This window comes from Hymenobacter cyanobacteriorum (assembly GCF_022631375.1).
Taxonomy (GTDB): Bacteria; Bacteroidota; Bacteroidia; order Cytophagales; family Hymenobacteraceae; genus Hymenobacter; species Hymenobacter cyanobacteriorum.
This window is the reverse complement of sequence record NZ_JALBGC010000001.1, coordinates 78892-93025: the sequence shown is the minus strand read 5'-3', so window position 1 is coordinate 93025 and position 14134 is coordinate 78892. Positions and strand designations below refer to the sequence as shown.

The 14134-nt window shown below is 61.2% G+C and carries 11 protein-coding genes; 4 read left to right on the top strand and 7 right to left on the bottom strand.

From position 1 onward, the window contains the following. Window positions 1–17: 17 nt before the first annotated feature. From MON38_RS00455 to MON38_RS00435, 5 genes are all read right to left on the bottom strand, one after another. Window positions 18–434, bottom strand: a complete 417-nt coding sequence (locus MON38_RS00455; RefSeq protein ID WP_241934167.1) for a pyridoxamine 5'-phosphate oxidase family protein — start codon at window positions 432–434, stop codon at window positions 18–20. Window positions 435–576: 142 nt separating this feature from the next. Continuing rightward, window positions 577–1410, bottom strand: coding sequence for a formyltetrahydrofolate deformylase (gene purU / locus MON38_RS00450; protein ID WP_241934166.1), 834 nt, complete (start codon window positions 1408–1410; stop codon window positions 577–579). Window positions 1411–1665: 255 nt separating this feature from the next. Continuing rightward, window positions 1666–2376 carry a pirin family protein gene (locus MON38_RS00445; protein ID WP_241934165.1) on the bottom strand — a complete coding sequence of 237 codons (711 nt, stop codon included), beginning with the start codon at window positions 2374–2376 and terminating at the stop codon, window positions 1666–1668. Further along, window positions 2373–2957, bottom strand: a complete 585-nt coding sequence (locus tag MON38_RS00440) for a nitroreductase family protein (protein ID WP_241934164.1) — start codon at window positions 2955–2957, stop codon at window positions 2373–2375. Before MON38_RS00440 ends, MON38_RS00445 begins: the two co-directional genes overlap by 4 nt. A gap of 165 nt (window positions 2958–3122) precedes the next feature. Further along, entirely contained in the window at window positions 3123–3839 is a 717-nt protein-coding gene (locus tag MON38_RS00435) for a pirin family protein (RefSeq protein WP_241934163.1), read from the bottom strand. Between the two features lie 167 nt (window positions 3840–4006). On the opposite strand from MON38_RS00435, the gene MON38_RS00430 reads away from it, so the two are divergent. Then, on the top strand, window positions 4007–4669 hold the full coding sequence (locus MON38_RS00430) for an HAD family hydrolase (RefSeq protein ID WP_241934162.1): 663 nt from the start codon (window positions 4007–4009) through the stop codon (window positions 4667–4669). Between the two features lie 120 nt (window positions 4670–4789). Here the strand turns inward: MON38_RS00430 and MON38_RS00425 are convergent, their stop codons facing one another. Both MON38_RS00425 and topA read right to left on the bottom strand, forming a co-directional pair. Next, complete coding sequence (locus tag MON38_RS00425) at window positions 4790–5638, bottom strand: DUF4846 domain-containing protein (protein WP_241934161.1); 849 nt, start codon at window positions 5636–5638, stop codon at window positions 4790–4792. A gap of 94 nt (window positions 5639–5732) precedes the next feature. Further along, entirely contained in the window at window positions 5733–8240 is a 2508-nt protein-coding gene (gene topA, locus MON38_RS00420; protein WP_241934160.1) for a type I DNA topoisomerase, read from the bottom strand. Between the two features lie 303 nt (window positions 8241–8543). On the opposite strand from topA, the gene MON38_RS00415 reads away from it, so the two are divergent. The 3 genes from MON38_RS00415 (at window position 8544) to MON38_RS00405 (ending at window position 14064) form a co-directional block, all read left to right on the top strand. Next, window positions 8544–13019 (top strand): methyl-accepting chemotaxis protein, encoded by a 4476-nt coding sequence (locus MON38_RS00415; protein ID WP_241934159.1) that lies wholly within the window; start codon window positions 8544–8546, stop codon window positions 13017–13019. Window positions 13020–13065: 46 nt separating this feature from the next. Further along, window positions 13066–13596 (top strand): chemotaxis protein CheW, encoded by a 531-nt coding sequence (locus MON38_RS00410; RefSeq protein WP_241934158.1) that lies wholly within the window; start codon window positions 13066–13068, stop codon window positions 13594–13596. An 81-nt stretch (window positions 13597–13677) separates the two neighbouring features. Then, window positions 13678–14064, top strand: coding sequence for a response regulator (locus MON38_RS00405; protein ID WP_241934157.1), 387 nt, complete (start codon window positions 13678–13680; stop codon window positions 14062–14064). Window positions 14065–14134: the final 70 nt, after the last annotated feature.

Below are 14134 nucleotides of genomic sequence, written 5' to 3'. Positions count from 1 at the left end.
TTCGGAGATACTGACCCCTACAGCGTCACTTCGCCATCCTCTTCGCCGTGCCAGAACTTGATGCGTTTGGCCTGCACGCGAATGAGCACGATGCCGGGCGTATCGATGCCGTCCTTGAACCAGCGTTTGAGCTCGGGCAGCCAGTGCTTTTCGAGGGTGGCCTTTTGGCGGATGAGGGTGGCGTTGCCGACGACGGACACGTACAAATAATCGGGACCCGAAAAGCCGAGGCTGACGTGCGGGTTTTCGGTAATATCGTTCACCGTGCGGGAGCCTTCGTAGGTGAAATAGTAGGAATTGCCGTCGTATTCCACGTCGCCGTTGTTGCTCATGGGGCGGGTGCTGAGCTGGCCGCGGCTGGTGTGAGTGGTGAGCATCGTGATGTCGAGATTCGCCATTTTGGCGGCGACGGCTTTGAGGGAGGTTTCGGCCATGAGGAGGGGAGTGGGAATGCGTGAGGTTGGCGTACGGCGGGCCGGGCGCGGTAGTTATCAACGGAGAAGGATTAGAACGTCATGCTTCAACTGCGCTCAGCATGACGTTCTTTTCAGGACGTTTTGTTTCCGAACAATGCGCTCAATCGAAAATGACCGTCTTGTTGCGGTTCACGAAGACGTGGCCGTCGAACACGAGGTTGAGGGAGCGGGCCAGCACGATTTTTTCCACGTCGCGGCCGGCCTGGGCCATGTCGCGGGCGCTCTGGGTGTGGTCGATGGGGATGACGCTTTGGGCGATGATGGGGCCCTGGTCGAGCTGCTCGTTGACGAAATGGGCGGTGGCCCCGATGATTTTCACGCCCCGCTCGTAGGCCTGGGCGTAGGGGTTGGCCCCCACGAAGGCGGGCAGAAACGAGTGGTGAATGTTGATGAGCCGGTTGGAGTAGTGGGCCACGAACTCCGACGACAAAATGCGCATGTATTTGGCCAGCACCACGAACTCAGGCCGGTACTGGGCCAGGGTGGCGAGCACGGCGGCTTCGTGGGCCTCGCGCGTGAGGCCCTGGTGCGAGATGCAATGGAAGGGAATGTCGAAGCGCCGGGCCAAGTCGCCGAGGACTTCGTGGTTGCTGACGACGGCCAGCACGCGGGCGTTGAGCTCGCCAAAGGCGTGGCGCACCAGCAGCTCGCTGAGGCAGTGGTGCTCCTTGGTGGCCATAAGCACGATGTCCTTGGGGCGGGTGTCGGAGAAGCGGATGCTGGCGCCGGCCGGCAGCAGGGCCTGCAATTCGGCGTGCAGCTGGGCGGGGTCGAAGTCGCCGGCAAACTCGGTGCGCATGAAAAACTGGCTGGTTTCGCGCTCCACGAATTCGCCGTTGCGCAGGATGTTGAGGCCGTGCCCGTAGAGCACGCCCGTGATTTTATAGACCAGCCCCGGCTCGTCGGGGCATTGAATGAGGAGGAATTGCGCCATGAAATAGGGAATTGCGGGAGGCGTAAATGTAGCCGCTGGCAGCGCAGGGCGTCTGGGCTGGCCGCAAAAAAAAAGCCGTTGCTTTCAAGCGCTACGCAAAACGCGCCGCCGCTCCCGTAACCGGAGCAGCGGCGCGTTTTGCGTAGCGCGATGGAGCGCGGACTATGTAGTCCGTGACCCAGAACGATGGATGAACGATATCCGTACGGCGCGGGGCCGCGGACTACAAAGTCCGCGCTACAGGTGGGAAGGCCCTCAATGATTAATCGGGCACTCAATCAGTAAAAACCGCGTGCCGGCAGCGGCTTCGATGCTCACGCTGTCGGTTTCCCAGATGCCGAGGCTGTCGCGGGTGTTTACTTCCTGGCTGGCCACCGTGACGCTGCCGCTGATGACGAACAGAAACAGCAGCTTATTCAGCGGCTTGAAGGTGTAATCGACGGTTTGGGCTTCGGTATAGTAGCCGAGGGAGAGCTTGGCGTTCTGGTTTATCCAGCAGTGGGCCTGGCCTTCTTCGTTGCTTACGATGGTGGTGAGCTGGTTCTCGCGCTTCGCCTCCGGGAACTGGCGGCGCTGGTAGCGCGGGCCCACGTTCTGGAGCTTGGGCTCAATCCAGATTTGCAGGAAATTCACGTCGGTGTCGCCCACGTTGTGCTCTTCGTGGCGCAGGCCCGAGCCGGCGCTCATGATTTGCACCCAGTCCTGGTGCACCACTTCGGTATAGCCGAGGGTGTCCTTGTGGTTTATACTGCCGGCCAGCATCACCGAGATGATTTCCATGTTGGCGTGGCCGTGGATGCCGAAGCCACCGCCGGGCTGCACCACGTCGTCGTTGAACACGCGGAGCAGGCCGAAGCCCGTGCGCTCGGGGTCGGGGTAGGGCCCGAAGCTGAGCGAAAGGTGACTTTTCAGCCAGCCAATGTCTTTGATGCCGCGGTCGGCGGCGCGGGTGAGGCGGGTTTTCATTGAGCGGCGGGCAGTTCGTTCTGGAAGGCAAACTCGGCCACCGGCTTGCGGCTGCGGGCTGATTTTTCACGGCTCAGGAAGGGCTCTTCGAGCTGCTCGGCTTCGCCGATGTAGCCCAGGGCCATCACCACGGCCGGCGTCAGGTTGTCGGGCAGGTTGAAATCGCGGCGGGTTTTGTCGCGGTCGAAGCCGCCCATGAGGTGGCCGTAGAGGCCCAGCGCAGTGGCTTCGAGCATGAGGGTGGCGTTGGCGGCGCCCAGGTCGTGCATGGCCGCGCCGTTGGGCTGGCCGTCGGCGTTGGCGGTTTGGGCCAGGGCGATGATGAGCACGGGCGCATTTTTAGCCCAGGGCTGGTTGCCGGGCACCAGGCAATCGAGGATTTTCTGGAAGGCGGCGGTGTCGGCCTTGTGGGCGTAGATGTACTGCCAGGGCTGCAAATTCATGGCGCTGAAGGCCCAGGAGGCGGCTTCAAACACCTGGTTCAGCTTTTCGGGCTCCACGGGCTGGGCCGCGAAGGAGCGCGGGCTCCAGCGGTTGCGGATGAGTTCGTGAACGGGGTAGGTAGTGGCAGCGGGTTTCATAAGGTTGGGTTGGCTTTAGTACAGTTTAAGAATGTCTTTAGAATGTCATGCAGAGCGTAGCGAAGCATCTTTACCTCAATACTAATCCTGATGATTGAATTGCATTGTGCGGTAAAGATGCTTCGCTGCGCTCTGCATGACCGTTCTTTCTATTCGATATGCCAGTTAAAATTCCATCGGTACTTCCATCAGCAGCAGCTCGGCGTTGCTGTCGGCGCTGATGGCTAGCTTGTCAGTTTCCCAGATGCCGAAACCGTCGCGCCGGTGCAGGGCCTGGCCGTTGATGGTTACGTCGCCTTCCAGCACGAAGGCGTAGACGCCGTTGCCGGCTTTTTTTATGACGTAATCCGTCGTGAAGCCCTTATCCAAGTTGCCGATGTGGAACCAGGCATCCTGGTTGATGTGCGGGTTGGTGCCCTCGCCGGCGGGCGACACCACTTGCAGCAGCTGGTTGTGGCGAGCTTCCGGGGCGAAGGTTTCCTGGCCGTAGTTGGGCTTGATGCCGCGCTCCTTCGGGAATACCCAGATTTGCAGGAATTTCACTTCCTGCTTTGGGTTGTGGTTCTTTTCGGAGTGGGCTACGCCGGTGCCGGCGCTCATCACCTGCACGTCGTGCTGGCGGATGACGGTTTTGTTGCCCATCGAATCCTGGTGCTCCAAATCACCTGACAGCGGGATGGAGATAATCTCCATATTGTCGTGCGGGTGCTTGCCGAAGCCCATGCCGCCGGCCACGGTGTCGTCGTTCAGCACGCGCAGGGCGCCGAAGTGCACGCGCTCGGGGTTATTGTAGCCGGCGAAGCTGAAGGTGTGAAAGGAATTGAGCCAGCCGTGGTTGGCGTGGCCGCGGGTATTGGCGAGGTGCAGAACGGTGCGGGCCATGATAGGGGCGGTAATTAGAAGCGTTGGCAATACAAATGTAGGTACATTTGATGTATATACATCATTGACCGCTGAAAAGTTTTCGGACTGCTATTATTTCCCCGTAAGTGGGAGCAGGGCAGCCAGCCGGTACCTTTGCCCGACAGTATTTCATTGCTTCCGCATTCATGATTCGTACGGTCATCTTCGACATGGACGGCGTCATCATCGACACCGAACCGCTCCATCACCACGCTTTTTTCGCAGAGTTTGCCGAACTGGGCATTGCCGTTTCAGATGCCGAGTATGCCACCTTTCTGGGCAAGTCGACGCGCAACGTGTTTCAGCGGCTCAAGCAGCAATACGGCCTAACCCAGGATGTTGAAGCTATGGTAGACCGCAAGCGCGAGCTATTCAATAAGGCCTTCGACGAAGACGCGAACCTTGACCTGCTGCCCGGTGTGCGCCACCTGATTGAGGACCTGCGCCGCCACGACATTCAATTGGTCGTGGCATCGTCGGCCTCGAAAGCCACCATCGCGCGGGTGTTCGACCGATTTGGCCTGGGCGATTACTTCGCCTACCGCGTCAGCGGGGAGGATTTTGCCGAATCCAAGCCCCACCCGGCCATTTTCCTGCGCGCCGCTGAGCTCGCTCGCACTCCCGTCGCCAATTGCATCGTCATCGAAGATGCGGCCAATGGCGTGGCCGCCGCCAAAGCAGCCGGCATCTACTGCATCGGCTACGCCAGCCCGCATTCCGAAGGCCAGAACCTGCACCAGGCCGACCGCATTATTCGCAGTTTTGATGAGTTGAGTGCGGTGAGTATTGAAGCTATTGAGCCGAGATAATTAGCACCGTTGAACGGCGTAGGGGCGGGGCTTGCCCCCGCCCGGGCGGTCGTACTGTTCAACGAATTCTCTCAACGATGCGAACAGGCGGGCAGGGGCAAGCCCTGCCCCTACATCTGATTACTCAAACCGTTTCAGTTCTTCGCGGGCAAACGTCCACTCCGGTGTGTCAAACTCCGCCTCAGCCGGTCCGGGCACCTCAAACCACGCCCCGAGCCCGGGCGCATCCACGTTGCGCAGCACGTGGATGCTCTGCGCCGGCATGTAGCTTTGGGCCAGCAGCACGTATTTCTGGTGCGAGGCCGGGTTTTCGGCTACATCCACCACCAGCACCGCGTGGCCAGGCGCGCCGCCGTGGATGAGCACGTCGCCGGGCTGCACCTGCGGCAGCGGCACGGGCCTCAGCTCCCGGCTCAGCGATTTGGTGCCCGCGTAGCCGAATGTGGGCACGAGGTAGCGGGCCAGCGCCGCGTGGGTAGGCGCTTCGGCCGGCCGGGTGGCGGGCAGCACTTCCTCATTCACCACCCGAAAGGTGCGGCCGGCCACGAAATCCGAAAACCAGAAATCATAGCCCGTGGTGAGGTGAAAGTGCACCTTGTTCGGGTCGTGGCTGAACACGTACTCGGCCCGCAGCCGAATCACGGCGTCGGCGCACTGCTGCAAGTCCTGGGGCGGCACGTCGATGTCAACCACGGCGGCCACCACGTTTTGCGGGGTTTTCAGCTGGCCGTTGTAAAGGCGGGCCTTGGTGCCGGCCGGTTTCAGGGGCAGCCAGCGCAGCCACTCGCCCCAGGAGCCCTGCGCCACCGCCACGCGCCGGCTGCCCGCTGGCGCGGGAAAACGGGCGGCCAGGCTTTGCTCCGCCGCGCCGGGCCGCGCCTGCCAGGCATAAACCGCGCCCGACGGCCGAGATGGCCCGGTTTCGGCGCTCGGATTATTGAAGCTGCAACAGGCGGCACTTAGCCACATAAGTGGGGGGAGACAACACATAACGTCCGGCAAAAGAAAAAGCCCGCAATTTGCGGGCTCTTTCCTGGCAATTCCAACGCGGTAGCGCCGCTGATTATTTTGCTTTGGCCGTCGTCTTTTTCGCCGCGGCGGTTTTGGTAGACGGTTTCTTGGCCGCCGAAGCTTTAGCCGCGGGCTTTTTCGCTGCTGGTTTCTTGGCGGTAGCGGTTTTGGCAGCCTTTTTAGCCGGCGCGTCCGAGTCCTTTTCCTCCTTAGTTGGGGCAGCTTTCTTGCCGAAACGGCCGCCCTTGGGCTTATCAGGCGTGGCGTCGGCCAGCTCAATGCAGCGCTCCAGGGTCAGCTCCGTGGGCTCTTCGCCTTTGGGGATTTTTACATTCTTCTTGCCCGCCACGATGTAGGGACCGAAGCGGCCGTTCAACACCTGGATGTCGGGGTTTTCTGGGAAGGCTTTGATGAGGCGCTCGGCGTCGGCCTTGCGCTTGCCCTCAATCAGGGCCACCGCCTCTTCGGCCGTGATGGTGTGCGGGTCCTGCTCCTTGGTGAGGGAGTAGAATTTGCTGTCGTGGCGCACGTAGGGGCCAAAGCGGCCGAGGTTGGCCGTCATGGCTTTGTCTTCGAACTCGCCCACGTTGCGCGGCAGCTTGAACAGCTCCAGCGCGTCTTCCAAGGTGATGCTTTCGATGAACTGGCCCTTGCGCAGATTGGCGTAGGCAGGCTTGGTTTCGCCCTCAGTGTCGCCCAGGGCCACGTAGGGGCCGTATTTGCCCAGGCGGGCCGAGATGCGCTCACCGGTTTCGGGGTGCACGCCCAGCTCGCGGGTGGCACCCACGGTGCTGCGGTCGATGTCCTGCCCGGCCTCGATGGTCGCGTGGAACTTGCCGTAGAAGCCGGTCAGCATCTGCGTCCAGTTCTCGTGGCCGTTGGCAATCTGGTCGAACTCATCTTCCACCTTGGCCGTGAACTGATAGTCCACAATCACCGGGAAGTGGGCCACCAGAAAGTCGTTCACCACCATGGCCGTATCGGTCGGGAAAAGCTTGGCTTTCTCCGCGCCGTAGTTCTCGGTTTTTACCTCGGTGTTCACTGTGCCGCCGTCCAGCGTCAGCACATGGAATTTGCGCTCCTTGCCTTCGCGCGAGTCCTTTTCCACGTAGCCGCGCTTCTGCACGGTGCTGATGGTGGGGGCGTAAGTTGAAGGTCGACCGATGCCCATTTCCTCCAGCTTTTTCACCAGTGAAGCCTCGGTGTAGCGGGCGGGCGGCGACGAGAAACGCTCCGTTGCGCTCAGGCGCTGCAACGGCAGGGCCTGCCCCACGCTCAGCGGCGGCAGGCCGCGCGAGAAGCTGCTTTCGCCGTTGCTGGCGTCTTCTTCTTCCTCCTCGTCCTTGCTTTCGGCATACACTTTCAGGAAGCCCTCGAAGGTGATGACCTCGCCGCTGGCCGTGAGCGTCACGCCCGGCTGGGTGCTGATGCCGATAACGGCTGTGGTGCGCTCAATCACTGCCTCTGCCATCTGCGAAGCCATGGCCCGCTTGCGGATGAGGTCGTACAGGCGCTGCTCCGAGGCATCCGAGCCGGCTTTCACGGCGCTGAAATCGGTGGGGCGAATGGCTTCGTGGGCCTCCTGGGCCGAGGCCGACTTGGTTTTGAAGGTGCGAATCTGGTGGTACTCGGCGCCGTAGGAAGCCGTAATGGCTGCCTGCGCGCCCGCTAGCGCCTCCTGGCTTAGGTTCACCGAATCCGTCCGCATGTAGCTGATTTTACCGGCTTCGTACAGCTTCTGGGCCACGCTCATCGTCTGCGCCACCGAGAATCCAAGCTTGCGCGAGGCCTCCTGCTGTAGCGTGGACGTTGTAAACGGGGCGGCCGGGCTGCGCTTGCCGGGCTTCTTGTCGAGGCTTTCAATCTGATAGGAAGCGCCCACACAACGCTCCAGAAAGGCTTCGGCTTCCTCACGCGTTTTGTAGCGGGTGGGCAGTTCGGCTTCCAGCACGGCGCCGCGGCCGGCATCGAAGCGGGCCACAATGCGGTAAGCGCTGGCCCGCAGGAAGCTGGCTACCTCGCGCTCGCGCTCTACCACCAGCCGCACGGCCACGCTCTGCACGCGGCCGGCACTGAGGCCGGGCTTCACCTTTTTCCAGAGTACGGGGCTTAGCTCAAAGCCCACGAGGCGGTCGAGCACGCGCCGGGCCTGCTGGGCATTCACTAAGTCCTGGTTCACCGTGCGCGGGTCGGCAATGGCGGCCAGAATGGCGTTTTTGGTGATTTCGCGGAATACGATGCGCTTGGTTTTGGTTTCCGGCAGGTTCAGCGTTTCGGCCAAGTGCCACGAAATGGCCTCGCCTTCGCGGTCATCGTCACTTGCCAACCACACGGTTTCGGCTTCCTTCGAAAGTTTTTTTAGCTGCGCGATGAGCTCGCGCTTATCGGCCGAAACAACATAAGTAGGCTTGAAACCATTGGCGATATCGATGGCGTTGTTGTCCTTGGGCAGGTCGCGGACGTGCCCGTAGCTCGAGCGCACCACAAAGTCCTGACCGAGGTAGCCCTCGATGGTTTTGGCTTTGGCGGGCGATTCGACGATTACTAAATTCTTGACCATGTGGGCGGGGAGAGGTTGCGGCCGGCTAGTAGTGGCGGGAAGTTGTGAAACGGCCCGCCGCCGCGAAAAGTTGAAAGCGGCCGCAAAGATGTCGGAATATTCCTGCCAACCACGCAACCCGATTCCATAAAGCCCGTTTGGGCCGGCATCCACCGACCCGGCCTAACAAGGCCAATTGTTCCTTTTTTCGTTACCGCCCGGCCCGGCCCGGGCGGCGCTTATCTTTGGTTGTTCGCGGCCCAACGCCGTACTTCGTCCCCCCAATCTGCCCCCATCCCCCCCGCCCGATACGTTCCTTCTTATATGGCATCTCCCAAGACTACGCAATCCAAGGCCCGCCCGGCTGCTGCGCCGGCTAATTCGTCGGTGCCTTCGGCCGACATGCCGGATTCCGGCGCCGTATCGGCCCTCGATGTGGTGCGGACCAATAACGACCTGACCCGCAAGCGCGGCGGCGAGCGCGGCTCGATTGATACCCAGGACCCGGGCTACGTCAACGACCAGCTCAACCGCGTGCTCTACGCCCTCGATGCCTTTAAGAAAGGCGACGTATCCGTACGCCTCACCAAGCAGAACGACGACATTTTCGCCGAAATCGCGGAGGCATACAACTCGATGGTGGACATGATTGCCGGGGTAGGGGGCGAGGTGTCGCGCATCTCGAAAGTGGCCGGGGTAGAAGGCAACCTGAAAGCCCGCGCCTCGTCGGACGGCGCGGCGGGCTTCTGGCGCGACATGGTGAACAACATCAACGGTCTCGTTGACAGCATCGCCGTACCGGTACTCGAAGTAGGCAAGGTACTGAAGAACATCAGCCGCGGCAATCTGGATGAAAGCTTCCAGATTCCGGTGTCGGGTGACTTCAAGCTGATGGCCGAAACCATCAACAAAACCATTGACAACCTGAACGTTTTCGCCAGCGAGGTAACCCGCGTGGCGCAGGAAGTAGGCACCGAAGGCAAACTCGGCGGCCAGGCCAGCGTGCCCAACGTGGGCGGCATCTGGAAGGACCTGACCGACAACGTGAACAACATGGCCTCGAACCTCACCGTGCAGGTACGGGACATTGCCAACGTAGCCACGGCCGTAGCCAAAGGCGACCTTTCGCAGAAAATTACGGTTGACGTAAAAGGCGAGTTCCTGCAGCTGAAGCAGAACCTGAACCAGATGGTGGACTCGCTGAACCTGTTCGCCGGCGAAGTAACCCGCGTGGCCCAGGAAGTAGGCACCGAGGGCAAGCTCGGCGGTCAGGCCTCTGTACCCAACGTGGCCGGCGTGTGGAAGGAGCTGACTGACAACGTAAATAATATGGCCAGCAACCTGACGAGTCAGGTGCGGGACATTGCCAACGTAGCCACCGCCGTAGCTAAAGGCGACCTGAGCCAGAAAGTAACTGTCGATGTAAAAGGCGAGCTGCTCCAGTTGAAGCAGAACCTGAACCAGATGGTGGACTCGCTGAACCTGTTTGCCGGCGAGGTAACCCGCGTGGCGCAGGAAGTAGGTACCGAGGGTAAACTCGGCGGCCAGGCCGTGGTACCGAACGTCGCTGGTGTCTGGAAAGACCTCACCGACAACGTAAACTACATGGCCAGCAACCTGACCTCGCAGGTACGGGACATTGCCAACGTGGCCACGGCCGTAGCCAAAGGCGACCTGACCCAGACGGTGACAGTCGATGTAAAAGGCGAATTCCTGCAGCTGAAGGAAAACCTGAATCAAATGGTGGCCTCGCTGAACCTGTTCGCTGGTGAAGTAACCCGCGTAGCGCAGGAAGTAGGCACCGAAGGCAAGCTCGGCGGCCAGGCATCGGTGCCCAACGTGGCCGGTGTGTGGAAGGCGCTGACCGACAACGTAAACGACATGGCCTCGGCTCTCACCTCGCAGGTACGCGACATTGCCAACGTGGCAACGGCCGTAGCCCGCGGCGACCTGAGCCAGAAGATGACGGTGAACGTGAAGGGCGAAATCCTGGAGCTGAAGAACATCCTCAACCAGATGGTAGACTCGCTCAACATCTTCGGCGACGAGGTAACCCGCGTGGCCCGCGAAGTAGGTACCGAAGGCAAACTCGGCGGCCAGGCCGTAGTGCCCCGCGTCGGTGGCACCTGGAAGGAACTGACGGACAACGTAAACACGATGGCCAGCAACCTGACGAGTCAGGTGCGCGACATTGCCAACGTGGCCACCGCCGTATCGAAAGGCGACTTGTCGCAGAAAATCACGGTTGACGTAAAAGGCGAGCTGCTCGACCTGAAGGACAACCTGAACCAGATGGTGGACTCGCTCAACATCTTCGCCGGCGAGGTAACCCGCGTGGCGCGCGAAGTGGGCACCGAAGGGATTCTGGGCGGCCAGGCCAACGTACCCAAAGTATCGGGCACTTGGAAAGACCTCACGGACAACGTGAACACGATGGCCAGCAACCTGACCTCGCAGATGCGGGACATTGCTAACGTAGCCACCGCCGTAGCTAAAGGTGACCTTTCGCAGAAAATCACGGTGAACGTGCGCGGCGAGCTGTTGCAGTTGAAGGAAAACCTCAACGAAATGGTGGACTCGCTCAACATCTTCGGCGACGAAGTAACCCGCGTGGCCCGCGAAGTAGGTACCGAAGGCAAGCTCGGCGGCCAGGCCAAAGTGCCTAACGTGCGCGGTACCTGGAAAGACCTCACCGACAACGTAAACACGATGGCCAGCAACCTGACGAGTCAGGTACGAGACATTGCCAACGTGGCCACCGCCGTATCGCGCGGCGACCTGAGCCAGAAAGTGTCGGTAAACGTCAACGGCGAGCTGCTGGACCTGAAGGACAACCTGAACCAGATGGTGGACTCGCTCAACATCTTCGCCGGCGAGGTAACCCGCGTGGCCCAGGAAGTGGGCACCGAAGGTAAGCTCGGCGGCCAGGCCAGCGTGCCCAACGTTGCCGGCGTGTGGAAGGACCTCACCGACAACGTAAACTACATGGCGTCCAACCTCACCACGCAGGTGCGGGGACTGGTGAAAGTAGTAACCGCCGTATCGAAGGGTGACTTGACGCAGAAGCTGACCCTCGAAGCCAAAGGCGAAGTGGCCGACCTGGCCGACACCATCAACAGCATGGTGGACGACCTAAACCGCCTCGCGTCGGAAGTAAGCCGCGTGGCGAAAGTGGCCGGGGTAGAAGGCAAGCTTACCGAGCGCGCCACCGTGGGCGGCGTGTCGGGCTCCTGGAAAGAATTGGTGGACACGCTGAACCAGCTTATCGAAAGCATCGCCTCGCCGGTACTCGAAGTGAGCCGCGTGGTACGTGCCATCTCGGAAGGCGACCTGACCCAGCGCGTGGAAGTGCCCACCACCGGCGACATTCTCGCGATGTCGAACGCGCTTAACCTCGCCGTCGAAAACCTGAACGAGCTACTCGGTGAAATCAACGACTCGTCGCAGATTGTAGGGACTTCTTCGGAAGAAATGGCCGGCAAGGGCCAGGAAATGAGCCGGGTAACTGTCGATGTGGCCCTGGCCATGCAGCAGATGGCCGAAGGTGCCCAGAACCAAGCTCTCAAGACCGACCAGGCCTTCAAGCTGATTGAAGAAATCATGCAGGCTACCAAGGAAACGGCCAATAAGGCCGACGTGGTGAACAAATCGGCAATCTTGGGTGAGCAAACCTCGCAGCTCGGTCTGAAAACGGTGGCCGAGGTGGTGAAGAACATGGAGGAAATCTCCAGCGCGGCTTCGCAGACCTCGCGCACCATCGAAGTACTGAGCACGCGTTCGGGCGAAATCAGCAAGTCGCTGGGTGTGATTACCGACATTGCCTCGCAAACCAACCTGCTGGCTCTGAACGCCGCCATCGAAGCGGCCCGCGCCGGTGAGGCCGGCCGCGGCTTCGCCGTAGTAGCTGAGGAAATCCGCAAGCTGGCCGAGGGCTCCCGCAAGTCGGCCAACGAAATTGCCACGCTGGTAGAAGATGTTCGGAAGGACACCACCTCGGCCGCCACGGCTATTTCGACCATGGAAAACCGGGTATTGAAGGGCAAGAATGCCACCTTCGAAGCCAGCTCGGCCTTTAAGAACATTGCCACCAGCTCGGGCGAAACGCTGCGCACCTCGCGCGACATTCTCACGGCTACCGAGGTGCAGAAAGCCTCGATTGGCGACGTGGTGAAGTACGTGGAAGAAGTGGTAGCCATTGCCGAGCAGACGGCTACCGGCACCCAGCAAGTGGCCGGCACCGCCAAGCAGCTCTCCACGGCCATGCAGGAACTCACGACCAGCTCGCAGCGCCTCACCGACATTGCCGACGACCTGCAGGCCGGCCTCGAAACCTTCCAGCTCAGCTCCTACGAGCCCGAGCCGGAGCCCGAGCCGGAACCCGTACGTCGCGGTATGGGCTCGCGCGGTTACCGCCCCCGCGAAACCTACGCGGCCCCAGCCGCTCCCGCCGCCAATGGCATGGCTGCCCGCCGCACCAGCACCCGTACCGAAAATACCGCGGCTAATCAGGGTTCGACGGGGAACGGTTCGGCAAATGGCTACGGCGCGAATGATGGCGGTGGCATGCGGCGCCGCGTAATGCGGCAGGAAGAAGCCGCTGCCCAGGCCGCCCCGGCCGAGCGTCGGGTACGCGCGCCGCGCGCCGAAGCGTCGGCTTCTGCTGCCCCGGCTCGCTCCAATGCCCCTCGTGGGGCAGCGGCTCGTGCGGCCAGCCAGCCAGCGGCCTCGAATGGCAACGGGCAGGCCAAGGCTGCCCCGGCCAAAGCCAAGCCCGCGGCTGCTAAACCCAAAGCCAAATAATCAGGCCGCTCAACCAGCTGCCTTCTTACTCCCAATTACCTGACGCATGGCCCAGTCCGTTGCCGCAACATCCACCGCCAAACCCGAGCGTGCCAAACCGGCCGAACTGGTGCAGCTCATCGTATTCCGCCTTGGCGACGAGGACTACGGCATCCGCATCGAGCAGGTGAAGGAGGTGACCGTGACGCCCGAAGTGGCCCGGATGCCCAAAACGCCGCCTTTTATCAAAGGCATCGCCAACCTACGCGGCGACATCATCGCCATCATCGACTTGGAGGAACGGTTCCGGCTGCGCCCGGCCGGCCGCGAGCTGCCCGAGCGCAGCTACACCGTGGCCGTGGAAGCCGCCGACTACACCCTCGGCTTGGTGGTGCGCGAAGTGCCCCGTCCGTTCACGCTTCCTTTGAGCCAGATTGAGCCGGCCCCGGAATTCGTCCAGGATTCGAGCACCCGCGACAAGTACCTCGAAGGCATTGCCAAGCTGCCCGAAGGCGGTATTATTATCGTACTCGACATGCGCAAGCTGCTAACGCCCAGCGAAGTAATGAAGCTGCCCACGAAAACAACATCTTCGTAGGCCCCGGGCCGTACACAGGCGGCAGGCTGCTCCGGGCGGAGCGGCCGCATTCCCTTAAAAATTCTCACGTTACCCAATTCCATGAATAAGCGCATCCTCATCGTCGACGACTCTTTTTACATGCGCACGATGCTCAAGAACATGCTGACCGATGCCGGCTACGAAGTAGTAGGCGAGGCAGCCAATGGGGCGCAGGCCGTGGAAATGGCCGCTTCGACCAACCCCGACCTCATCACGCTCGACGTGATTCTGCCAGATAACACCGGCCTCGACGTGCTCAAGAGCCTCCGCCAGATTCAGCCCAGCGCCAAAGTGGTGATGTGCAGCGCCGTGGGCCAGGAGGTTATTGTAACCGAAGCCATCGAAAACGGGGCCTTGGCCTACATCGTGAAGCCCTTCTCGGAAGAGAAAGTGCTGGAAATCGTGGGCGCGGCGCTGCAAAACGACGCTGCTGAATCGGCCGCGTAAGGTGACGGGCCAACGCTTCGCTCTGGCTTGCCGGCCCGCCAATTCTGGCGGGTGGTGCCTGCGCGTAGTT